Raw genomic sequence first — 21,476 nt, 5'->3', positions numbered from 1 at the left:
CTTCCCAACGACATGGCTACGGTGTCCATCGATGGCATCAGCCTGGAGATATCGATTGCTCTCATCGACGAGCTCGAGGTCGGCGATTGCGTCCTTGTCCATGTCGGCTATGCGCTGGCCAAGATCGATCCGACGGAAGGCAAGCGCACGCTGGAGCTCCTGCAGGAGCTAGGCAGTGCAGGAGAATGCCGATCATGAAATATGCCGACGAATTTCGCGACAAGGCCATCGCGCAGGGAATTGCGCGTGCGATTGGCGCCGAGGTCAGTTCGCAAAGAGCCTATCGGTTCATGGAATTCTGCGGCGGACACACTCATGCGATCTCCCGCTACGGCCTGGAGGATCTGCTGCCCGCGAACGTTCGCATGATCCACGGGCCCGGTTGTCCCGTCTGCGTTCTGCCCGCCAGCCGAATTGATATGGCGATCCGGCTCGTCGACCGACCAGAGGTCACTCTGTGCGTCTACGGCGACCTGATGCGCGCGCCTGGGTCGCAAGGACAGTCCCTGTTGCGAGCCAAAGCGCTCGGCGCAGACATTCGGATGGTCTACTCGACGCTCGACGCTATCCGGCTCGCCGAACAGGCGCCGAGCCGCGAGGTGGTCTTCTTTGCCATTGGATTTGAGACCACTACCCCTCCGACGGCGGTGATGATCCGGATTGCCGAGAAGAAGCGGTTGAAGGGCCTCAGCGTGTTCTGCAATCACGTGCTTACACCCTCTGCGATGCACAGCATTCTCGAGAACCCCAAAATCCGCGACACCGGCGGGGTTCCAATCGACGGCTTCATCGGGCCTGCACATGTGAGCACCATTATTGGCACGCAGCCTTACGAGCCTCTGGCGGAACAATTCGGCAAGCCGATCGTGATCGCGGGTTTTGAACCGCTCGATGTGATGCAGGCGATCCTGATGCTGGTGCGGCAGGTGAACGAAGATCGCTACGAGGTAGAGAACCAATACAGTCGTGCGGTGACGCGTGAAGGCAATCGGCGCGCCAAGGAGGAGGTATCGCAGATATTCGAACTGCGCGAGCAGTTTGAATGGCGAGGGCTCGGACTCGTCCCCAACAGCGGACTGAAGCTGAAGCAGGCTTACGCGCAATTCGACGCCGAGACGCGTTTTGCGATCCACGACCTGCGTATCGCAGACAATCCGGCATGCGAGTGCTGCGCGATCTTGCGTGGCGCCAAGCGGCCGGTCGACTGTAAGCTGTTTGGAACCGTCTGCACGCCGGAAACTCCCATAGGATCCTGCATGGTGTCATCAGAAGGCGCTTGTGCGGCGTATTGGGCCTACGGCCGAGTTCGCGATGAACAGTTGAGGCGGACGTCATGAGCGTAAAGGCTTATCAACGCAAGCTCGACATCGAGAACGGACGCGTTGATCTTTCCCATGGATCCGGGGGCCGTGCCATGGCACAGCTGATCTCCGGCCTTTTTCACCAAGCCTTTGGTAATGAATGGCTCGCCCGCTGCAATGATCAGTCCGCGTTTGACGTTGCGGCAGGCAGGATGGTGATGACGACCGACGGCTATGTGGTTTCCCCGCTGTTCTTTCCGGGCGGTAATATCGGGTCACTGGCTGTGCACGGCACGATCAATGATGTCGCGATGTCCGGCGCGCGTCCCCTCTATCTGTCGGCCAGTTTTATCATCGAGGAGGGCTTCCGGTTTTCGGATCTGAAGGCGATCGCGGATTCGATGGGCGCGGCAGCGCGCGGCGCTGGCGTTTACATCATTGCCGGAGACACCAAGGTGGTCGAGCGCGGCAAGGCCGATGGTTTGTTCATCTCTACGACCGGCATCGGGATTGTGGCCGATGGGCTCGATCTCTCCGCCGACAAGGCAAGGGTCGGGGACCGTGTGCTGGTGTCCGGTAGCGTCGGCGATCATGGGGTGGCGATCATGTCAAAACGTCAGAACGTCGCTTTTCAAACCGAGGTCGTCTCGGATTGCGCAGCGTTGCATAATCTCGTAGCGGTCATGGTTGCCGCCGGCGGTAGCAGCATCCGGGTGATGCGCGACCCGACGCGGGGTGGGCTTGCCGCGACCCTCAACGAGATTGCGCATCAATCTGACCTCGGGTTCCATCTGGAGGAAACATCCATTCCGGTGAAGCCCGCGGTTGCAGCTGCCTGCGAGCTCCTTGGTCTCGATCCGATCCATGTCGCCAATGAGGGCAAGCTCGTTGCGATCGTCGCGCCTGATTTGGCCGATGCCGTGCTTGCAGCCATGAAGGCGCACCCGCTCGGGTCCGATGCAGCTGATATTGGCGAGGCGGTGGCTGACGATCGGAAATTTGTGCAGATGGCGACCGGTTTCGGCGGCCGGCGAATCGTTGATTGGTTGTGGGGCGAACAATTGCCTCGGATCTGTTGAACACGTTGCGCATCGTCCAGTTTTTTGGAAACCAAATTTATGATCAATGGTCATTAGCCAAGCGCCATCAGCTTTGGAAACGATCCCTTCTATGGGCAAGTCTACCCAACCGGCACACTGCGACTCGGCTCTTCAAGAAGTTTCGGCGAGGCTGGATTTCGGTTGTTAGCTTTTTCACGAGCCGAGAACGCAATTCGAAACTTCATCGCGATCACGCATTTTCGACGGTTAAGCTCAGCGAGCATGGTCACTCGATCCGCTCGGCACCAGTGGGTTTGAAATCCTGCGAAGCTTGCCAAATATCGCTGAATTTCTGCGTCATTTTGACGGCTGCGTCGCAATATCCCTGCTCGCTTCCGATTAGAAAGGCGCTCCAGGTAGGGAGTTTTCAAATGAAGGTCGGAGTCCCCAAGGAAATCAAGGCGCACGAATATCGCGTCGGCCTTACCCCGGGAGCTGTCCGCGAATACGTGGCAGCGGGCCACCGCGTGATGATCGAGACCAATGCCGGCGCTGGCATTGGTGCAACCGACGACGATTATCGCAATGCTGGCGCAACGATTCTAACTTCCGCAGTTGAGGTATTCGCATCGAGCGAGATGATCGTAAAGGTTAAGGAGCCTCAGCCGTCCGAATGGTGTCAGCTGCGGGAAAATCAGATCCTTTTCACTTATCTGCATCTGGCCCCCGACCCGGATCAGGCCAAGGGCCTCCTGAAATCTGGATGCACCGCGATCGCCTATGAGACCGTAACTGATGCGCATGGTGGTCTTCCGCTGCTGGCGCCGATGAGCGAGGTCGCGGGTAGGCTTGCGATCGAAGCGGCGGGTAGCGCCCTGAAGCGGAGTGCAGGCGGACGAGGGCTGTTGATCGGTGGGGTGCCCGGTGTTCAGCCTGCCCGTATCGTGGTGATCGGAGGTGGTGTCGTTGGTACGCACGCGGCACGCATGGCGGTCGGTCTGGGCGCAGAAGTGACCATCATCGACCGTTCGATACGCCGGCTCCGCGAGCTGGACGAGCTATTCGAAGGACGCGTTCGCACCAGGTTTTCGACTATCGACTCCGTGGAGGAAGAGGTATTTGCGGCGGATGTGGTGATTGGTGCGGTGCTCGTTCCAGGTGCGAGCGCGCCGAAGCTGGTCCGCCGGAGCATGCTGAGCTCGATGCGCAAGAGGGGGGTGCTCGTGGATGTCGCTATCGATCAGGGCGGCTGCTTTGAGACATCGCACCCAACCACCCACGCTGATCCTACTTACGAAGTGGATGGCGTCATTCATTATTGCGTGGCCAATATGCCTGGGGCTGTACCGCTGACCTCGAGCCAGGCACTTAATAACGCGACGCTGCCGTTTGGTTTGGCTCTGGCCAACAAAGGTTTTTCCGCCGTGCTCGAAAATCCGCATTTGCGCGCGGGCCTCAACGTCCATCGGGGCCGACTAACTTACAAAGCGGTGGCCGAAAGCCTCGGGCTGCCCTTCTCACCGATCGAACAGGCTGCGGCCTGATCCCAGAGGCCCTTATGGGCGTTTCCTCCCTGACTTAGGCCACCCCTCGGGGTGGCTTTTTTTTGGCTCCATCGATCTGCTGACCGCCGTCGGCATAAGTGAAGGATCACCAGACGAGCGCCGGCTTCAGTCGCTCGCACGATGCGAGACAATGTACGTTCGCCCATACAGCGCATATGAATGCCGGTCTTGCCAGGTAATCGAAGGCAATTGAGAATGCGTCCCGCGGGTCCGCAGGGGACCCGCAATCACGGGCGACTTTATCTGGCGCGATCGCCGCGACCCTTTCTGGCTGGCTGTGGAACGCCGACCGGACCGGTGATGACTGCGCGGGCTGTTTATCGCGGTGCCGTCGCCGAGGCCGCCGGTGTCCCGTGACTGGGGCTTGGGGTCGACCTGATACACCGGCGGAGAACCTTGTGAAGTCGCGCGGCGCATCGATCATAGCCGCGGCACGACCACCTTAGGATGCATCGCAGGCTGGCTAACGCGGTTCACCTGATCGCTGACTGCCGAGAGATCGACCATGCGCAAACCACGGCATCGAGATCAAGCTGCTGTCATGCGCGTTGTAGGAATTGCGACACCGTGTCGAGGCGGCGACTTGCGTTATCGAAAATAGCCCAGACAAATCAAGGTTAACTGTCTGGCACAAGACTTGAAAGCAAGAAACTGTCGCGCAACTTTTGCTCATGGAATCGCAGTGATGGCCTACAAGATAATCGCATCCCAGTGCACCGTCTGCGGTGCGTGTGAGTTCGAATGTCCCAATGCCGCGATCAGCCTGAAGAACGATATATATGTGATCAATCCGACCCAGTGTACGCAATGTGAGGGGCATTTTGACGCGCCGCAATGCGTGGTCGTTTGCCCGGTGCCCGATACCTGCGTGCCGGCATAGGTGGGGTAGCCGATGAGAGGAGCTCCGGCGCGAAGCATGATGAAGAGGCTATCGTCAGCCGCCGCCGTTTGGATCCGTGTCCTGTTTCTCTCACTCGCTGGCCCAGAGTTGGCGGCGACTTGCACGATCCGCTCAGAGAGATTGCGGCGCTATCCTCGCCGGCGGGAGTTGTCGCTGCGTGAGTGGAGCGGGCAATGGTAGCCGTACAAGAGACGGTCGAGCGCGTGAAGCGCATCGACGTCGACCAGTATCGTTATGGGTTTGAGACCCTGATCGACACCGAGAAGGCTCCCAAGGGGCTGTCGGAAGAGATCGTAAAATTCATCTCACAGAAAAAGAACGAATCCGCCTGGATGCTCCAGTGGCGGCTGGAGGCCTATCGGCGCTGGCTGACCATGCAGGAGCCGACCTGGGCCCGCGTCGACTATCCCAAGATCGACTTCCAGGATCTCTATTATTACGCGGCGCCGAAGCCGAAGAAGACGGTCTCGTCTTTGGACGAGATCGATCCGGAGATCCTGAAAACCTACGAGAAGCTCGGCATCCCCTTGCGGGAAGTCGCCATGCTCGAAGGCGTCGAGCCGAAGGTCGGCGAGGAAGATCCGGCCCGGCGCAAGATCGCGGTCGATGCGGTGTTCGATTCGGTCTCGGTTGCCACCACGTTCAAGGCGGAGCTGAAGAAGGCCGGCGTGATCTTCATGCCGATCTCGGAGGCGATCCGCGAGCACTCTGAATTGGTGCAGAAATATCTCGGCTCGGTGGTTCCGACCTCGGACAATTTCTATGCGACGCTGAACTCGGCGGTGTTCTCGGACGGCTCATTCGTCTATGTGCCGCCGGGCGTGCGCTGCCCGATGGAGCTGTCGACCTATTTCCGCATCAACGAGCGCAACACCGGCCAGTTCGAGCGCACGCTGATCATCGCCGACAAGGGCTCCTACGTCTCCTATCTCGAAGGCTGCACCGCGCCGCAGCGCGACGAGAACCAGCTGCATGCCGCCGTGGTCGAGCTCGTCGCGCTTGACGATGCCGAGATCAAATATTCGACGGTGCAGAACTGGTACCCCGGCAATTCGGAAGGCAAGGGCGGCATCTACAATTTCGTCACCAAGCGGGGCGACTGCCGCGGCAACCACTCCAAGATCTCCTGGACCCAGGTCGAGACCGGCTCCGCCATCACCTGGAAATATCCGAGCTGCATCCTGCGCGGCGACAATTCCCGCGGCGAGTTCTATTCGATCGCGATCTCGAACGGCTTCCAGCAGGTCGATTCGGGCACCAAGATGATCCATCTCGGCAAGAACACGTCGAGCCGGATCATCTCCAAGGGCATCGCCGCCGGCAAGTCGCAGAACACCTATCGCGGTCTCGTCACCGCGCATCGCAAGGCGACCGGGGCGCGCAACTTCACGGCCTGCGACTCGCTGCTGATCGGCGACAAATGCGGCGCGCACACCGTGCCGTACATCGAGGCCAAGAACTCCTCGGCAACCTTCGAGCACGAGGCAACGACCTCGAAGATCTCCGAGGACGTGCTGTTCTACTGCATCCAGCGCGGGCTCAGCCAGGAAGAAGCGGTGGGCCTCGTCGTCAACGGCTTCGTCAAGCAAGTTCTGCAAAGACTGCCCATGGAGTTCGCAGTGGAGGCGCAGAAGCTAATCTCGATCTCGCTCGACGGATCCGTTGGATAACGAAACCTCCCGCGAGCCCCTCGAATGCGGCTCGCCAGACGACGCATTTCAGGGGGCAGATCAGAATGGCGCTACTCGAAATCCGAGATTTGCATCTTGGTGTCGAAGACCGCGAAATCATTCGCGGGCTGCATCTTAGCGTCCATGCCGGTGAAGTGCACGCGATCATGGGGCCGAACGGCTCCGGCAAATCGACGCTCTCGCACGTCATCGCCGGCAAGCCGGGCTATGAGATCACCGGCGGACAAATCTTGTTCAGGGGCGAGAACCTCTTGCGGATGGAGCCAAATGAACGCGCCGCCAAGGGCGTGTTCCTAGCATTCCAGTATCCAGTCGAGATCCCCGGCGTGACCACCATGAACTTCCTGCGCGCGGCACTGAACGCCCAGCGCAAGGCGCGCGACCAACAGGAATTCTCCACCCCCGAATTTCTGAAAAGAGTCCGCGAGGTGGCCGGTTCGCTCAACATTCCCCGGGACATGATCAAGCGCGGCGTCAATGTCGGCTTCTCCGGCGGCGAGAAGAAGCGCAACGAAATTTTGCAGATGGCGTTGTTCGAGCCGAGCCTGTGCATCCTTGACGAGATCGATTCCGGCCTCGATATCGACGCGCTGCGTATCGTCGCCAGTGGCATCAACGCCTTACGTTCGCCGGAACGAGCGATGATCGTGATCACTCATTATCGGCGGCTTCTCGAGCATATCGTGCCGGACATTGTGCACGTGATGTCGAAAGGGCGGGTCATGAAGAGTGGCGGCAAGGAACTCGCGCTGGAGCTCGAGGCTTGTGGCTACGCCCAATTCGAAGACGCGGCCTGACGGCTCTAGGGACTTCCCGATGAAGCAGGTTTTGGTCAAAGCCGACGCCGAACGCGCAATGGGCAATGTTTTCGCTGCGGCGCGTGGACGGCTGCCTGGTGCAGGCCCTGTCCCCCAAATACGGGCGAGAGCATTCGAGGTCTACGAGCGTACCGGCCTCCCGCATCGGCGCATGGAGGATTGGAAATACACAGATCTGCGCGCCCTGATCAGCGAGGTGCTGCCACTCGCTCCGCGGCCGGATGCGGAGGCGCTGGTGCGCGCAAAGGTCTCGGTCAAGCAAGTGGCTGCCGATCAGGCGGTCAAACTGGTTTTGGTGGATGGCATATTCGCGCCGGAGCTATCCGATCTCGGCAGGCTGGAAAACGAAGTCGTTGTGCGGTCGCTGCGAGAGGTTCTGGAGAACTCGGCTACTGGGGGCATGGCCGGTCTGGTGCTGTCGACGACGAGCGACTCGGCGATCGCGCTCAACGCCGCAATGGCGACAGATGGCTTGGTGATTACGGTCGCCGACGGCAATGCGGTGGAGCGTCCAATTCAAATCGTTCACGTCGCAACCGGACTGTCGGTGTCCACCTTTACACGTTGCTATCTGCAACTCGGTAAAGGAGCGCATGCGGCCATCGTAGAAAGTTTCGTCCCGGCTGAACGCGCGAGTGGCTATCAAGCCAACGATGCGATAATCGCCCTGGTTGGTGACGAGGCGAGCCTTTCGTATATCCGCGTGGCAGCTGCTGCCTCTGACGCCGTGAACATCTCGTCGGCGATCATCGCAGTCGGCGCCAGGGCTAAGCTCGACCTCTTCAGCATGACCTGCAGCGGCTCCATCAGCCGCTATCAGGGATTCATCACGCTGGCCGGCGAGGGAACCAAGCTCTCGGCGAATGGGGTTAATCTCATCAGGGACAAGCTCCACGCGGACACAACGGTCGTGGTCGACCACGCCATGCCACATTGCACCAGTCGGGAGAAGTTCCGCGCGGTCGTAGACGATTGCGGTCGCTCGGTGTTTCAGGGCCGAATTATCGTTCGTCCCGCCGCCCGGAAAACGGACGCCACCCTGACGACGCGAGCGTTGCTCCTATCCGACCAGGCCGAGGTCGACAACAAGCCGGAACTCGAAATCTTGACCGACGACGTGACCTGCGGCCACGGAGCGACATCGGGTGCGCTGGACGACACTCTCGTGTTCTATCTGCGCGCCCGGGGGCTATCAGAGAAGGATGCGCAGATGTTGCTGATTAAAGCGTTCGTTGGCGAGTCGATTGAGGAGATCACTTCCGAGAATCTGCGCGATTTTGTGACGGCGCAAGCTGAACACTGGCTAAAGGCGGGGCGATGAGCGCACATCCCGCCGTGAGCAATGGCATTTACGAGGTCAACCGTCTGCGTACAGACTTTCCTGCGCTCGCCATGACGGTGTACGGCAAGCCGCTTGTTTACCTCGATAACGCTGCATCCGCGCAAAAGCCCAACGCGGTGCTTGACCGTATGACGCAGGTGTACTCCAGCGAATATGCCAACGTTCATCGCGGCTTGCACTACCTCGCTAACGCGGCGACGGAGGCGTATGAAGACGCCCGTGCCAAGGTGGCGCGGTTTGTGAACGCGCATTTAAACGAAGAGATCATCTTCACCCGGAGCGCCACGGAGGCAATCAATCTGGTGGCGCAGACGTTTGGCCGTGAACGCATTAGCGCGGGTGATGAGATCGTTCTCTCGATTATGGAACACCACTCCAACATTGTGCCATGGCACCTTCTCAGGGAACGACTCGGTGCAGTGATCAAATGGGCCCCAGTGGATGATGACGGAAACTTTTTGCTCGATGATTTTGAGCGACTGCTGACCCCGCGCACCAAGATGGTTGCAATCACACAAATGTCGAACGTGCTCGGCACGGTGTTGCCGGTGAAAGACGTGGTGAGGATCGGGCATGCTCGTGGTATCCCGGTGCTGGTCGACGGCTCGCAAGGATGCGTCCATCTGAGCGCCGACGTCTGCGACATTGATTGCGATTTCTACGTCATGACGGGCCACAAGCTCTATGGTCCGACGGGGATCGGTGTGCTTTACGGCAAGTCTGAGCATCTGGCATGGATGCCGCCCTTCAATGGCGGCGGGGAGATGATCCGCGACGTCTCGCGTTCCGGCGTCATTTATGGTGATCCGCCACATCGCTTCGAAGCGGGTACGCCGCCGATCGTCGAAGCCATCGGTTTAGGGGCGGCTATCGATTACATCAACTCAATAGGCAAGGTGCAAATCCGCAGGCACGAGCGCGCACTGCTCGCTTACGCGCAGGAGAGGCTGACGGACATCAACTTCGTGCGCATGATCGGGACCCCGGCCGAGAAGGGGCCGATCATTTCCTTTGATATGAAGGGTACGCATGCCCATGATATTGCTACCGTCGTCGACCGCGCTGGTGTAGCGATGCGGGCGGGGGCCCATTGTGCGATGCCGCTGCTCAAGCGCTTCGGCGTGCTGGCGACGTGCCGTGCGTCACTCGGACTTTACAATACACGTGAAGAGATTGATGTGCTCGTGCGTGCGCTTATCAAGGCGCGGCAGCTGTTATCGTGATCGGCGAGCCTACGACGCCGGGTGGCGAGGCAGCTCGCATTGAGATCTGGAGCATGAGGTCATGCACCTCATCGTCATCGTAGCACGTAAGCACCTGTAGATCTCAGCAGGCATAGATAGCATTGGCGAGCCTGTGTAGGCCACTCGGCCTTGCAGCCGGTCTTCCTGTTCGGCCGCTTTCGGCGAGCGCCGATTGCAGAGTATTGCGATCGCGGACACGCTCGAGTATTGGGCGGGCAATTTCACCCATAACCAGCCCTTGTTCCATTTCGAACAGGGCCAAGCCAAGAGTTCTCTGCCCAAAGCGTGATGTCGGGTTCGCAACAACACCCCCTATCACCGCACGAGGCGCGCTAAGCGATTTTGATTGCTCTGTTTTTTGTGCTCACGAGATGCTGGCATGCTGGTTGCAGAAGTCTTGGCAAGAAGCCGCCCTCGCAACAGCTAACCTTTGAAGGACATCAGATGAGTCTCGCCACGACCCAGAGCATCGCAGAAATCAGGGCTCGCAACAAAGAGCTGATCGAGGAGGTGCTGAAGGTCTATCCGGAGAAAACCGCGAAACGGCGTGCCAAGCACCTCAACGTTCACCAAGCCGGCAAATCAGACTGCGGGGTGAAGTCCAACATCAAATCCATACCCGGCGTGATGACGATCAGAGGCTGCGCCTATGCAGGGTCAAAGGGGGTGGTCTGGGGACCGATCAAGGATATGGTTCATATCAGCCATGGCCCGGTCGGCTGCGGTCAGTATTCGTGGGGCTCGCGACGCAACTATTACGTTGGCACGACGGGCATCGATAGCTTCGTGACCCTGCAGTTCACCTCCGACTTCCAGGAAAAGGATATCGTATTCGGTGGCGACAAAAAGCTGGTCAAAATTCTTGACGAAATCCAGGAGCTGTTTCCACTCAACAACGGCATCACGATCCAATCGGAATGCCCGATCGGATTGATCGGTGACGACATCGAGGCCGTGTCAAGAGCGAAATCCAAGGAATATGGCGGCAAGACCATCGTGCCGGTCCGTTGTGAGGGCTTTCGGGGTGTGTCGCAGTCACTAGGCCACCACATTGCCAACGACGCGGTGCGCGATTGGATTTTCGACCAGCTCGAGCCGGATGGCAAACCAAAGTTTGAGCCGACGCCGTACGATGTTGCGATCATCGGAGACTACAATATCGGCGGCGACGCCTGGTCATCACGAATTCTGCTGGAGGAGATGGGCCTGCGGGTGATCGCGCAGTGGTCCGGCGACGGTTCTCTGGCTGAGCTCGAGGCAACCCCGAAAGCAAAGCTCAACATTCTGCATTGCTACCGTTCCATGAACTACATCTCACGCCACATGGAAGAGAAGTTCGGTATCCCTTGGTGCGAGTATAACTTCTTCGGACCTTCAAAGATCGCAGAGTCTCTGCGCAAGATTGCGGGCTATTTCGACGACAAGATTAAGGAAGGCGCCGAGCGGGTGATTGAAAAGTACCAGCCGCTGGTGAACGCTGTGATCGCAAAATATCGCCCGCGCCTGGAGGGCAAGACGGTGATGCTGTACGTCGGCGGGCTCCGTCCGCGTCATGTGATTGGTGCATACGAGGACCTCGGGATGGAAGTCATTGGCACCGGATACGAGTTCGGTCACAACGACGACTATCAGCGCACAGCTCAGCATTACGTAAAGGACAGCACGCTCATCTACGATGACGTCAATGGCTATGAGTTCGAGCGCTTCGTCGAAAAGCTCCAGCCTGACCTCGTCGGCTCGGGTATCAAGGAAAAGTACATTTTCCAAAAGATGGGTGTGCCGTTCCGGCAGATGCACTCCTGGGACTATTCGGGCCCATATCACGGCTATGACGGCTTTGCGATCTTTGCGCGCGACATGGACATGGCGATCAACTCGCCGGTCTGGAAGAAAACGAAGGCCCCCTGGAATCAATCTTCGAGGGCGAAGCTCCTGGCTGCTGAATAAATCAACTTATCTCGCTCTTTGGGAAAGCCGGGGCGACACCAACCTCGATAGTGAAGGATTTCAACAATGGCGCAGAGTGCCGAACACGTGCTCGATCATCTCGAGCTGTTCCGCGGTCCAGAATACCAGCAGATGCTGGCTAAGAAGAAGATATTCGAGAATCCTCGCGATCCCGCCGAGGTCGAGCGTATCAAGGAATGGACAAAAACGGCCGAATATCGCGAGAAGAACTTTGCGCGGGAGGCGCTAGCGGTAAATCCGGCCAAGGCATGCCAGCCGCTTGGCGCCGTATTCGCCTCTGTTGGCTTTGAGGGCACGCTGCCCTTCGTCCACGGCTCTCAAGGTTGCGTGGCTTACTACCGCAGCCATCTGTCGCGGCACTTCAAGGAGCCTAGCTCCTGCGTCTCTTCGTCGATGACGGAAGACGCTGCCGTATTTGGCGGCCTGAACAACATGATCGACGGGCTCGCGAACAGCTACAACATGTACAAGCCCAAGATGATTGCGGTCTCGACGACCTGCATGGCCGAGGTGATCGGCGATGACCTCAACGCCTTCATCAAGACGTCGAAAGAAAAAGGCTCGGTTCCGGCAGACTTCGACGTGCCATTCGCCCACACGCCAGCGTTCGTCGGCAGCCACGTTACCGGTTATGACAATGCGCTCAAGGGCATTCTGGAGCATTTTTGGGACGGTAAGGCCGGAACAGCGCCGAAGCTGGAGCGCAAGCAGAACGGGGCGATCAACATCATTGGTGGGTTCGATGGCTATACCGTCGGAAACCTTCGCGAGATCAAGCGCATCTTGGCGTTAATGGACATCCAGCACACGATTCTAGCGGACAATTCTGACGTTTTCGATACTCCGGCAGACGGCGAGTTCCGGATGTATGACGGAGGCACGACCCTGAAAGATGCGGCCAACGCGGTTCACGCCAAGGCGACAATCTCCATGCAGCAGTGGTGCACCGAAAAAACGCTGCCATTCGTGGCTGAGCATGGACAGGACGTCGTATCCTTCAACTACCCCGTGGGCTTATCGGCAACGGATGACTTTATCCTGGCGCTGTCACGCATCAGCGGCAAGGAGATTCCCGAGCAACTCGCGCGAGAACGTGGCCGCCTGGTCGACGCGATCGCTGACTCCAGCGCGCATATCCATGGCAAGAAGTTCGCGATCTATGGCGATCCGGATCTTTGCTATGGGTTGGCTGGGTTTCTGCTCGAACTCGGCGCCGAACCGACCCATGTGCTGTCCACCAACGGCAACAAGGCGTGGCACGAAAAAATGCAGGTGCTGCTTGCAAGCTCGCCATTTGGGCAGGGCTGCCAAGCCTATCCGGGCCGAGATCTCTGGCACATGCGCTCACTCCTGTTCACCGAGCCAGTCGATTTTCTGATTGGCAACACCTATGGCAAGTATCTGGAGCGCGATACTGGAACGCCACTGATCCGCATCGGCTTTCCCGTTTTTGATCGGCATCATCATCACCGCTCCCCCCTGTGGGGCTATCAGGGCGGCTTGAATGTGCTGGTGAAGATCCTGGACAAGATCTTCGATGAGATGGACAAGAAGACAAACGTTCTTGGCAAAACTGACTACAGTTTCGATATCATTCGTTGATGAGCGACCGTGCGCGTGCCATCGCCAAAGCACTTGAAATGACACAAGCACACGAGGGTTGACCACGCAATTAGTTTGCGCTGAGAGGAAAAAGGATGAATTCACTAGCGGCCACGCTCCAGAATATTTTCGACGAGCCGGGCTGCGCCAAGAACGGCAGTAAGTCGGAGGCTGAACGCAAGAACGGCTGCACCAAACAGCTGCAGCCGGGTAGCGCTGCCGGCGGCTGCGCTTTCGATGGCGCCAAGATTGCGTTGCAGCCGTTCACCGACGTCGCTCACTTGGTGCATGGTCCGATCGCGTGCGAAGGAAATTCCTGGGACAATCGCGGCGCGGCGTCGTCCGGCGCGAATCTGTGGCGCACTGCATTCACAACCGATTTGAGCGAAACCGATATTGTATTCGGAGGCGAGAAGCGGCTCTGCAAAGCGATCAAGGAGATCATCGAGAAGTGCGACCCGCCCGCCATCTTCGTCTATCAAACCTGTATTCCGGCGATGATCGGCGACGACATCAACGCAGTCTGTAAGGCAGCATCTCAAAGGTTCGCAAAGCCGGTGATCCCGATCAATTCGCCGGGCTTCGTCGGCTCGAAGAACCTCGGTAACAAGCTCGCCGGCGAGGCCTTGCTCGAGTATGTGATCGGGACGCAAGAACCGGACTATACCACGCCGTATGACATCAACCTGATCGGGGAATACAACCTTTCGGGAGAGCTCTGGCAAGTGAAGCCATTGCTAGACGAGCTTGGAGTACGGATTCTCTCCTGCATCTCCGGGGATGGCAAATATCGCGAAGTCGCGTCATCTCATCGCGCGCGGGCGGCGATGTTGGTGTGCTCAAAGTCCATGATCAACGTCGCACGCAAGATGGAGCAACGCTACGGGATCCCGTTCTTCGAGGGGTCGTTCTACGGTATTCAAGATTCGAGCGAATCGCTGCGTCAGCTTGCCCGCTTATTGGTTGAACGCGGCGCGCCGACAGATCTGCTCGGGCGCACCGAAGCAGTGATCGCGCGCGAGGAAGCGTGGGCGTGGGCTGCGATAGAGCCGTACAAGCCGCGATTCGAAGGTAAGAAGGCCTTGTTGATTACCGGCGGCGTCAAGTCGTGGTCGGTCGTTGCGGCACTCCAGGAAGCAGGGCTTGAATTAGTCGGAACCAGCGTCAAGAAATCAACCAGGAAGGACAAGGAGCGCATCAAGGAGCTCATGGGGCAGGATGCCCACATGATCGAGGACATGACGCCGCGCGAAATGTATAAGATGTTGAAGGACGCAAAAGCGGACATCATGCTATCGGGCGGCAAGTCGCAGTTCGTCGCGCTGAAAGCGGCGATGCCCTGGCTCGATATCAACCAGGAGCGTTGCCACGCCTATATGGGCTATGTCGGAATGGTCAAGCTGGTGGAGGAGATCGATAATTCGCTCTCCAGTCCGATGTGGGAGCAGCTACGTCGACCGGCACCATGGGAAGCATTGGCCAAGGCGATGGTGCAGATACAATCGCCGATGGCCGCGATCGCCCGCGATCCGGCGCTCGCCGAAACCGCGCGCCGCGCGAGGAAGATCTGCGTGTGTAACAGAGTCGATTTGGGCACGATTGAGGATGCAATCTATGCGCACGGCCTGAAGAGCGTCGCAGCGGTCAGAGAGCATACCAATGCGGTCGGTGGCTGCTGCCAAAGACGCATCGAAGATATCTTGGTGTCCGAACCATCTGCCATGCGACAGGCCGCAGAATAGCGAGGCGTCATGGCAATCGTCACGGCGCCGACAAAAGCGTGCGCTGTCAACCCGCTGAAGATGAGTCAGCCGATCGGCGGCGCATTCGCGTTCATGGGGCTGCGCGGGGCGATGCCGCTTCTGCACGGCTCCCAGGGGTGCACATCCTTCGGTCTCACGCTCTTTGTCCGGCATTTCAAAGAGGCAGTACCGCTGCAGACCACCGCGATGAGCGAGGTCGCGACCGTACTCGGCGGCTATGAGAATCTCGAGCACGCTATACTGAACATCTATAACCGAACCAAGCCAAAGATCATCGGAATCTGCTCGACCGGTATCACCGAGACCAACGGCGACGATGTGGATGCCTACCTCAAGCTAATCCGGAGCAATCATCCGCAACTCGCAAAGTTGCCACTGGTGTATGTCTCGACGCCGGATTTCAAGGGCGCGTTCCAGGACGGCTGGGAAAAGGCTGTGGCGCGCATTGTGGAGGTGCTGGTGGAAGGGCCCAACGCCAGCGGCCTGCGGGATCCATCGAAGGTGAATGTTCTGCCGGGATGTCACCTCACGCCCGGCGACCTTGATGAACTCCGTGTCATACTGGAGGATTTCGGGTTGATCCCGTCCTTCCTCCCTGATCTGGCGGGATCGCTCGATGGGCATATCCCCGATGAGTTTACGCCAACGACCATCGGCGGCATCAGCGTCGACGAAATTGCGAGCATGGGCCGCGCCGGGTGGACAATTGCGATCGGCGCGCAGATGCAGCGGGCGGCAGAGGTCATGCAGGGCAAGACCGGCGTGCCTTTTCGTGTCTTCGAGCGGTTGTGTGGCCTGTGTCCGAATGACGAATTCATGACGTTCTTGAGCGAGATCAGCGGTCGCCCCATACCGTTGAAGTATCGGCGCCAGCGCGGTCAGCTCGCCGATGCAATGCTGGACGCGCACTTCCATATTGGCGGTCGCAAAGTTGCGATCGGCGCTGAGCCAGACCTCCTGTTCGATCTATCCGGCATGCTCCACGATATGGGCGCGCAGGTGACGGCGGCCGTGACGACCACTCAGTCGGGGGTGATCGAGCGGATTAAGACCAAGGAGGTACTCATTGGCGATCTCGAGGATCTGGAAGGGCTTGCCAAAACAAAGCATTGCGACCTGCTGATCACGCACTCGCATGGCAGGCAAGCGGCTGCTCGGCTGAAAGTCCCGTTCTATCGTACGGGTTTTCCGATGTTCGACCGACTTGGTGCGGGACACCAACTATCCGTGGGCTATCGTGGTACCCGCAATCTGGTCTTCGATATCGCCAATCTCGTGATCGCGCATCGTGAGGAGAACGATCGGCCTACGCCCGACAAATGGCGAACTGCGGCCGGATCGCCGCGATGCTCGGGATATCGCAGTTCCACCGGCGCAGCTGAGAGGTCGAGTGCATGAAGGTCGCGTTTGCCACTCAGGACCTGAAACGCGTCGATGCCCATTTTGGTTGGGCAAAGAATATCGCGATCTACGATGTCACGCCTAGCGGGCACGTGTTTCTCAAAGCGGTTGAGTTTGAGGGCGATCTAAAGGAAGACGGCAACGACGACAAGTTGGCGCCCAAGATCGACGCAATCAAGGATTGCGCAATCCTTTACGTCGGCGCCATTGGCGGTGCTGGGGCTGCGCGAGTGGTCGCCAACAAGATCCATCCTATCAAGGTGAACAAGCCAGAAAGCATTCTGGTGTTGCTCGAGAAACTCGAGCGCGTACTGAAGGGCACGCCACCTCCCTGGCTACGCAAGGCTATGGCAAAAGACCGACGGCGAACCTTCGAGTTCGACGAATGAGGTGATATGACCGCTAAAATAGAGCAGCAGGGAAACGCCGCCGACGCGCCGTTCCTCGTGGAGTTGATCAAGGTTTGGCGTGCTCAGGACACCAACGGAGCCTTGGAGGCGAGGAGCGATCTCGATCTGCTCGAACTCTATATTCTGGACAAGGAGAAACGGCGCGCATTGCCGATTATCGGTGATCCTGATCCCGATCCACTGTGGCGGCTTAAGCTTTTCTTCGATGCGGTCGCGCTCTCGATCGAGAGGGAGACCGGCGCGATGACCCAGCCGATTCTGGATCTGCATCATGAAGGATTCGCCCGCATGGTGCTCATCTCAGGCCGTCTGATCGCCGTGAACAAGCAGCTGCGCGATGTGTATCGCTTCGGATTTGATAGTTTGGTGAAGCTCGCGCAGCAGGGCGACAAATGTGTCAGCGACGGAATCGGCCTGATTCGGAAATTTCCGGACGTGGCGAACTATTGGGGATATTCATGAGCGATCGTGAAACACTGAAGGCCGAACTAAGGAAAGTGTCCGCCAAGGCGATACAGGCCAAGCTGGATCTGCACGACCTTTCGGAAGAATTGCCCATCAACTGGACCTCGATCATGGTGGTCGCGCAGAAGGCGTACGATGCTTATGCCGAACTTGAGCGCGAGAGTCTCGCCTTGAAGGCGCTAGAGAATACTTAAAAGGGGCAATGCATGTCGTTCCAAACACGAGACGGACGCGACTGGACGCCACAATACTTGATCACGATCGATGCAAAGAAATGCATCGGCTGTGGCCGCTGTTTCAAGGTGTGCGGTCGAGATGTCATGACTTTGAAAGGAATCGGTGAGGGAGGCGAACTTGTCGACCTCGACGACGAGGACGATGAGATCGAAAAGAAAATTATGGTTCTGAATGATCAAGGCGCCTGCATCGGCTGCGGTGCATGCGCCAGGGTTTGCCCGGCCAACTGCCAGACGCACACTTCGGCGGTACCTGAAGCAGCGTGAGCGAACACACTCGTCCTGTTGTGGCAGGCGAGATATACGTGAGGCAAGGCGCAATTGTGATCAGGTGAACTCAGGTGAGGACGGCATGCCAGAAGGATGTCGACCAAGCATCGAATAGCAAGATCGAGCGGCGAAAGCGTAAGCATTACCGAGGCGATGGTTGGCGCCTCGGGCTATGTCATGCCGGCATAATATCCGTTGCTCACGAACCACTCGTCCCCAAGGTTCGCGTATTCGTAGGAGGCGAGCTGCGCCTCGCGCCGCACTAGGTGGATTGAAGCCTGTCATGATTGAGGCCGAGGAGTCTACTTTGAAAGGCAGTTAGCCACTACATCTGGCGATTTGATCCGAGCGGATCCTGTGCATGTCTGCTTGCGGATCAGGAGAAGCTTATGTTCCCGCCGCGCCGCCGATCGTGGACAATGGTGTCTGCCTAGATGGTCGATTCTACAGGGACGGGATGCGCCGGGAACACCTTAGTTGGTCTTTTGCACACGCCCAGCGGGGACGACATTTCGCTGCCCCACATGGGCATCGAGCGCACATCGCAAAATCAGGACGCGGAACAATTGGCACGCAGGTCTCTAATTCTCGTTGCGGGTTCATGGGTCGATGTACGTGGTCGGGCGGGGTAACCCATCTGCTAATAGGAACGTGCAAGTCATTATCATAAGCATCGGTTTCTTCGACGGATCGTAGCCGCCGATATTACGTGCGATTCCACCCACAGATCGCGGCTAGTCGCAGCTACGCGCAGACTGCGCGGGGTAGCCACGTGTAAACGCTGAGTGCTTTGGTCAGGTTGTGGTCAGCTAGGAATTCTATCCTCGCAGGCAGAGCCGCGCGTGGGCGAGCTCGATTGCGTGCAACTTTTCTCATAGGAGAGCGGTCTGATGTATGGCAGAATCGTTGGCTCATCCAGCCAGTTCACAACCGGTAATGACGATTCGTCAGAAGCGGGAGATAGTCCCCGATTTGCGGAAACAGTTGCAGGGATGGAGCCAAGTGGGTCGTCATCCGAACCAGCGGCGTCATACTCTCTCGTTTCCGAACCGCCCATTAGAGAGATCCCCGACCGCGAAACCTTCAGGAGAGGAGTCGAGAGGTTCTTGCGCAGCGATATCATGCAGATCGCCGAGAACCCACAGGAATACTCAGATTTCGTCTCCCAGAAGGCTGAGCGCGCAGCAACCGTTGCTGGAAGTTACGCCTACACCTACGACGATCCAAATAAGCCAGCACGATTTTACAGCTACCGGTTGGGCGACGAAATTGTCGGGCTATTAAGAGCAGGAGGCCCGGTTCGGATCAAAGGAGACCAATTTCAACAACAGTTTGGGCGGAACGATATCACGTCCGTGGTAGATCTTAGGGTAACTCATCCGCTTGTCGAGAACGCTGGCGACATCTTGCTACAACATCTACTGCGAGAGGACGGCGACCATCCGCTGATCATGTCGAGGCCGGCCTTACCAGGCATGGAACCCCGCCTTGCGGACATGGGTTTTGTTCACGTGGGCCGTAACCACTGGGTGCTTGATCCTCACCAAAATCCCGAAGTGTGGACGAAGAACGAGAATGACAAGTGGCAGCGTGTAGACAAGCCTACGAAGTATCTTTCCAAAGCTGGGGGCAGTGATGTCGGTCCTCAGAGAAGCTACGACTCGGATTCCTCGGACGACGGCGCTTCAATTTACCTGGAGCGCGCTCTTAGGCGAATGCCCCTCGAGTAAATTGGCTGCATAGCAGCACCGGGCCTGAAATGATGGGCTTTCGACCGTTCTATAGCGGACGCAATGGTCTTACTTCAAGGGGCGACGCTCGCAGCGTCGCCCCGGCGGCCGAAACGACCGTCTAGCCCCTCTCCGAGGCTCTTACGATGCTCGCGGGGGATAGGCGATCCGAGGGGCCCTAACGGGGTTGCCACGGCCGTGGCCATCAACGAGCAGCAACGACCAGCCACCGCATGTAGCTATCCGGCAAATCGTGCAGAATGCTTGAAGCCGAAAGCTGTAGCTGGGCGGGCTTCATGGAAGGGCAGCACGGCCCAATCGTCGAACGAACTGGCCTAATTGTGCGTTGGTAATGGGGTGAGCTGCAATAAGCTTGCGCATTGGATTACCACAGACACGATCCGCTCAGGCACTTGCACACTTCTTGCACGTTGATTGCACAACGCAATGAAAAGCGCCTTGCAATAAGCGAGTATGAATGCAGCCAAATCCCATCTATGCAATTTGCGGCTTTAACGACATTCCGAGCCGCCAAGCCATGGGATTCCATCTTATGGTCGTTGAAGATGACGGCAATCACCGGCCGTGGTCCATCATTGTGGTGCGCTGGGGCAAAAAAGTGCTTGGCTATGTCAATAAATGCCCGCACAACAGCGTCAAATTGGATTGGGAGCAGAACCAATTCCTGGATCCTTGCGGCATCCGGCTGATGTGCGGCAAGCACGGTTCGACCTTCGAACTCGGCACCGGGCGGTGCGTCGAAGGTCCATGTCAGGGTAGAGCGCTCACGCCGATCGCGTTGGCAGTTCTGGATGGTGATATCTGTGTCCTCGGCGTGCGTCTTGTCGAAGACGATGCATCGCCAAACAACTGAAGACCGCCTCAGACCGGGCGGTTCTCGTTGCGGTTTTTCACCGGCTCCATCCTCTTTAGCCCGCCGTCGTAAGAGATCTCCTCATAGGACAGATCGAGATCCTTTGCGGCATCGAGGAGGTAATCAAGCTTGCCGCCCGGATCGAGCTTCTTGATGTCGTCCTTGTTGAGCCCGACCAGCTCCATCATCTCCTTCCAAACGGTCGATTCATCGCAGGGCAAGACGTGAAAGTTGATATCACCGAACTTGATTCGATATTTCGCCAGCAAATCGATGTTGTTGCAAAACATGAAGTAGCTGCCGGTTGGGCTTAAGGCGCCGTCAAGGACGGTCGCGACGTCAGCAAGATACGCGAAGGAGTGTAGGTAGCCGGCCAGCACCGGAATAGTGCGTTCTCCGTCCTGCGCGATCGTCAGAACCTGCTCGATCGAATAGTCCGGCGGTCGCTTCTCGTCGGCGACCTGAGTCTGGAACTTCAGTGCGACGTCGCCACGAAAGCCGAACCGGCCCGGCTTCGTAGTCGCGCCTTTGAGTACGGCGTTGAGCAGGCGGCCCTCCTTCTCAAATCTGCCGAGTGCGGTGTTCTCGATTGCAGTCATTAAATTCGTCCTCGATCTAAGCTCTTCACCGACGCCTTGGCCGGTGCCAGATGCGATGCAAATTGCTTGCCGTTGCATGCGTAGCTGCCCGCGCGTAGCTTAGAAAGAAAACGCGTCAGGGGGCCGCGCCTAGTCGTGTCAGGAACCCAACACCGGTTCCAAAGTCAACAGGCGCGGTCCGAAAAAGTGCGCATCATCAAGCGCCTGCGCGCTGGCACGTGACTTGCCCTTAACAGCTAGATCCAAGCTGATGAGG

At 58.1% G+C, this 21,476-nt stretch carries 20 protein-coding genes; 19 read left to right on the top strand and 1 reads right to left on the bottom strand.

Annotated features, from left to right (window positions below; all coding sequences use genetic code 11):
- Positions 1 to 12 precede the first annotated feature (12 nt).
- The 19 genes from I6F21_RS19510 to I6F21_RS19420 all read left to right on the top strand — a co-directional run bounded on the left by I6F21_RS19510 (position 13) and on the right by I6F21_RS19420 (position 20,621).
- On the top strand, positions 13 to 198 hold the full coding sequence (locus I6F21_RS19510) for a HypC/HybG/HupF family hydrogenase formation chaperone (RefSeq protein WP_346656823.1): 186 nt from the start codon (positions 13 to 15) through the stop codon (positions 196 to 198).
- Positions 195 to 1,337 (top strand): hydrogenase formation protein HypD, encoded by a 1,143-nt coding sequence (gene hypD / locus I6F21_RS19505; RefSeq protein ID WP_225129604.1) that lies wholly within the window; start codon positions 195 to 197, stop codon positions 1,335 to 1,337. The genes I6F21_RS19510 and hypD overlap by 4 nt, the downstream gene beginning before the upstream one ends.
- A complete protein-coding gene (gene hypE / locus I6F21_RS19500) occupies positions 1,334 to 2,380 on the top strand; it encodes a hydrogenase expression/formation protein HypE (RefSeq protein ID WP_225129602.1) in 1,047 nt (348 codons plus the stop codon). Before hypD ends, hypE begins: the two co-directional genes overlap by 4 nt.
- A 392-nt stretch (positions 2,381 to 2,772) precedes the next feature.
- The gene (ald, locus tag I6F21_RS19495) at positions 2,773 to 3,885 is read left to right on the top strand and encodes an alanine dehydrogenase (RefSeq protein ID WP_225129650.1); all 1,113 of its coding nucleotides are present in this window, start codon (positions 2,773 to 2,775) and stop codon (positions 3,883 to 3,885) included.
- Positions 3,886 to 4,591: 706 nt separating this feature from the next.
- A complete protein-coding gene (locus tag I6F21_RS19490) occupies positions 4,592 to 4,786 on the top strand; it encodes a 4Fe-4S binding protein (protein WP_225129601.1) in 195 nt (64 codons plus the stop codon).
- A 194-nt stretch (positions 4,787 to 4,980) separates the two neighbouring features.
- Positions 4,981 to 6,477 (top strand): Fe-S cluster assembly protein SufB, encoded by a 1,497-nt coding sequence (gene sufB / locus I6F21_RS19485; protein ID WP_225129599.1) that lies wholly within the window; start codon positions 4,981 to 4,983, stop codon positions 6,475 to 6,477.
- A gap of 65 nt (positions 6,478 to 6,542) precedes the next feature.
- Positions 6,543 to 7,295, top strand: coding sequence for a Fe-S cluster assembly ATPase SufC (sufC, locus tag I6F21_RS19480; protein WP_225129597.1), 753 nt, complete (start codon positions 6,543 to 6,545; stop codon positions 7,293 to 7,295).
- 19 nt (positions 7,296 to 7,314) lie between these two features.
- Entirely contained in the window at positions 7,315 to 8,637 is a 1,323-nt protein-coding gene (gene sufD / locus I6F21_RS19475; RefSeq protein WP_225183361.1) for a Fe-S cluster assembly protein SufD, read from the top strand.
- Positions 8,634 to 9,881 carry a cysteine desulfurase gene (locus tag I6F21_RS19470; RefSeq protein ID WP_225140383.1) on the top strand — a complete coding sequence of 416 codons (1,248 nt, stop codon included), beginning with the start codon at positions 8,634 to 8,636 and terminating at the stop codon, positions 9,879 to 9,881. Before sufD ends, I6F21_RS19470 begins: the two co-directional genes overlap by 4 nt.
- 465 nt (positions 9,882 to 10,346) lie before the next feature.
- Positions 10,347 to 11,849 carry a nitrogenase molybdenum-iron protein alpha chain gene (nifD, locus tag I6F21_RS19465; RefSeq protein WP_225183360.1) on the top strand — a complete coding sequence of 501 codons (1,503 nt, stop codon included), beginning with the start codon at positions 10,347 to 10,349 and terminating at the stop codon, positions 11,847 to 11,849.
- A 66-nt stretch (positions 11,850 to 11,915) separates the two neighbouring features.
- Positions 11,916 to 13,472, top strand: coding sequence for a nitrogenase molybdenum-iron protein subunit beta (gene nifK / locus I6F21_RS19460; RefSeq protein WP_225183359.1), 1,557 nt, complete (start codon positions 11,916 to 11,918; stop codon positions 13,470 to 13,472).
- A 95-nt stretch (positions 13,473 to 13,567) separates the two neighbouring features.
- Positions 13,568 to 15,214 carry a nitrogenase iron-molybdenum cofactor biosynthesis protein NifE gene (gene nifE / locus I6F21_RS19455; protein WP_225129588.1) on the top strand — a complete coding sequence of 549 codons (1,647 nt, stop codon included), beginning with the start codon at positions 13,568 to 13,570 and terminating at the stop codon, positions 15,212 to 15,214.
- A gap of 9 nt (positions 15,215 to 15,223) precedes the next feature.
- A complete protein-coding gene (gene nifN, locus I6F21_RS19450) occupies positions 15,224 to 16,633 on the top strand; it encodes a nitrogenase iron-molybdenum cofactor biosynthesis protein NifN (protein WP_225129586.1) in 1,410 nt (469 codons plus the stop codon).
- A complete protein-coding gene (nifX, locus tag I6F21_RS19445; protein ID WP_225129584.1) occupies positions 16,630 to 17,025 on the top strand; it encodes a nitrogen fixation protein NifX in 396 nt (131 codons plus the stop codon). The genes nifN and nifX overlap by 4 nt, the downstream gene beginning before the upstream one ends.
- Before the next feature lie 6 nt (positions 17,026 to 17,031).
- Positions 17,032 to 17,508 carry a NifX-associated nitrogen fixation protein gene (locus tag I6F21_RS19440; protein ID WP_225129582.1) on the top strand — a complete coding sequence of 159 codons (477 nt, stop codon included), beginning with the start codon at positions 17,032 to 17,034 and terminating at the stop codon, positions 17,506 to 17,508.
- Positions 17,505 to 17,705, top strand: a complete 201-nt coding sequence (locus tag I6F21_RS19435; protein ID WP_225129580.1) for a CCE_0567 family metalloprotein — start codon at positions 17,505 to 17,507, stop codon at positions 17,703 to 17,705. Before I6F21_RS19440 ends, I6F21_RS19435 begins: the two co-directional genes overlap by 4 nt.
- A gap of 12 nt (positions 17,706 to 17,717) precedes the next feature.
- Positions 17,718 to 18,014: a ferredoxin III, nif-specific gene (gene fdxB, locus I6F21_RS19430; RefSeq protein ID WP_225140382.1), complete on the top strand. Its 297-nt coding sequence runs from the start codon at positions 17,718 to 17,720 to the stop codon at positions 18,012 to 18,014.
- Positions 18,015 to 18,907: 893 nt separating this feature from the next.
- Positions 18,908 to 19,747 carry a host specificity protein gene (locus tag I6F21_RS19425; protein ID WP_225129576.1) on the top strand — a complete coding sequence of 280 codons (840 nt, stop codon included), beginning with the start codon at positions 18,908 to 18,910 and terminating at the stop codon, positions 19,745 to 19,747.
- A 478-nt stretch (positions 19,748 to 20,225) separates the two neighbouring features.
- Positions 20,226 to 20,621, top strand: coding sequence for a Rieske 2Fe-2S domain-containing protein (locus I6F21_RS19420; RefSeq protein WP_225129574.1), 396 nt, complete (start codon positions 20,226 to 20,228; stop codon positions 20,619 to 20,621).
- Between the two features lie 8 nt (positions 20,622 to 20,629).
- Here the strand turns inward: I6F21_RS19420 and I6F21_RS19415 are convergent, their stop codons facing one another.
- Positions 20,630 to 21,220, bottom strand: coding sequence for a hypothetical protein (locus I6F21_RS19415; RefSeq protein ID WP_225129648.1), 591 nt, complete (start codon positions 21,218 to 21,220; stop codon positions 20,630 to 20,632).
- Between the last annotated feature and the right edge of the window lie 256 nt (positions 21,221 to 21,476).

The sequence above is a fragment of the Bradyrhizobium sp. NBAIM03 genome, assembly GCF_020194055.1.
Lineage (GTDB): Bacteria > Pseudomonadota > Alphaproteobacteria > Rhizobiales > Xanthobacteraceae > Bradyrhizobium > Bradyrhizobium yuanmingense.
The sequence above is the reverse complement of the archived record's forward strand: the minus strand, read 5'-3'. Positions and strand labels throughout refer to the sequence as shown.

What these genes read in the sequence shown, in the direction of transcription:
- I6F21_RS19510 (WP_346656823.1), top strand. Translation starts at nt 13, where the DNA reads ATGGCTACGGTGTCCATCGATGGCATCAGCCTGGAGATATCGATTGCT.
- hypD (WP_225129604.1), top strand. Translation starts at nt 195, where the DNA reads ATGAAATATGCCGACGAATTTCGCGACAAGGCCATCGCGCAGGGAATT.
- hypE (WP_225129602.1), top strand. Translation starts at nt 1,334, where the DNA reads ATGAGCGTAAAGGCTTATCAACGCAAGCTCGACATCGAGAACGGACGC.
- ald (WP_225129650.1), top strand. Translation starts at nt 2,773, where the DNA reads ATGAAGGTCGGAGTCCCCAAGGAAATCAAGGCGCACGAATATCGCGTC.
- I6F21_RS19490 (WP_225129601.1), top strand. Translation starts at nt 4,592, where the DNA reads ATGGCCTACAAGATAATCGCATCCCAGTGCACCGTCTGCGGTGCGTGT.
- sufB (WP_225129599.1), top strand. Translation starts at nt 4,981, where the DNA reads ATGGTAGCCGTACAAGAGACGGTCGAGCGCGTGAAGCGCATCGACGTC.
- sufC (WP_225129597.1), top strand. Translation starts at nt 6,543, where the DNA reads ATGGCGCTACTCGAAATCCGAGATTTGCATCTTGGTGTCGAAGACCGC.
- sufD (WP_225183361.1), top strand. Translation starts at nt 7,315, where the DNA reads ATGAAGCAGGTTTTGGTCAAAGCCGACGCCGAACGCGCAATGGGCAAT.
- I6F21_RS19470 (WP_225140383.1), top strand. Translation starts at nt 8,634, where the DNA reads ATGAGCGCACATCCCGCCGTGAGCAATGGCATTTACGAGGTCAACCGT.
- nifD (WP_225183360.1), top strand. Translation starts at nt 10,347, where the DNA reads ATGAGTCTCGCCACGACCCAGAGCATCGCAGAAATCAGGGCTCGCAAC.
- nifK (WP_225183359.1), top strand. Translation starts at nt 11,916, where the DNA reads ATGGCGCAGAGTGCCGAACACGTGCTCGATCATCTCGAGCTGTTCCGC.
- nifE (WP_225129588.1), top strand. Translation starts at nt 13,568, where the DNA reads ATGAATTCACTAGCGGCCACGCTCCAGAATATTTTCGACGAGCCGGGC.
- nifN (WP_225129586.1), top strand. Translation starts at nt 15,224, where the DNA reads ATGGCAATCGTCACGGCGCCGACAAAAGCGTGCGCTGTCAACCCGCTG.
- nifX (WP_225129584.1), top strand. Translation starts at nt 16,630, where the DNA reads ATGAAGGTCGCGTTTGCCACTCAGGACCTGAAACGCGTCGATGCCCAT.
- I6F21_RS19440 (WP_225129582.1), top strand. Translation starts at nt 17,032, where the DNA reads ATGACCGCTAAAATAGAGCAGCAGGGAAACGCCGCCGACGCGCCGTTC.
- I6F21_RS19435 (WP_225129580.1), top strand. Translation starts at nt 17,505, where the DNA reads ATGAGCGATCGTGAAACACTGAAGGCCGAACTAAGGAAAGTGTCCGCC.
- fdxB (WP_225140382.1), top strand. Translation starts at nt 17,718, where the DNA reads ATGTCGTTCCAAACACGAGACGGACGCGACTGGACGCCACAATACTTG.
- I6F21_RS19425 (WP_225129576.1), top strand. Translation starts at nt 18,908, where the DNA reads ATGTATGGCAGAATCGTTGGCTCATCCAGCCAGTTCACAACCGGTAAT.
- I6F21_RS19420 (WP_225129574.1), top strand. Translation starts at nt 20,226, where the DNA reads ATGCAGCCAAATCCCATCTATGCAATTTGCGGCTTTAACGACATTCCG.
- I6F21_RS19415 (WP_225129648.1), bottom strand. Translation starts at nt 21,220, where the DNA reads ATGACTGCAATCGAGAACACCGCACTCGGCAGATTTGAGAAGGAGGGC.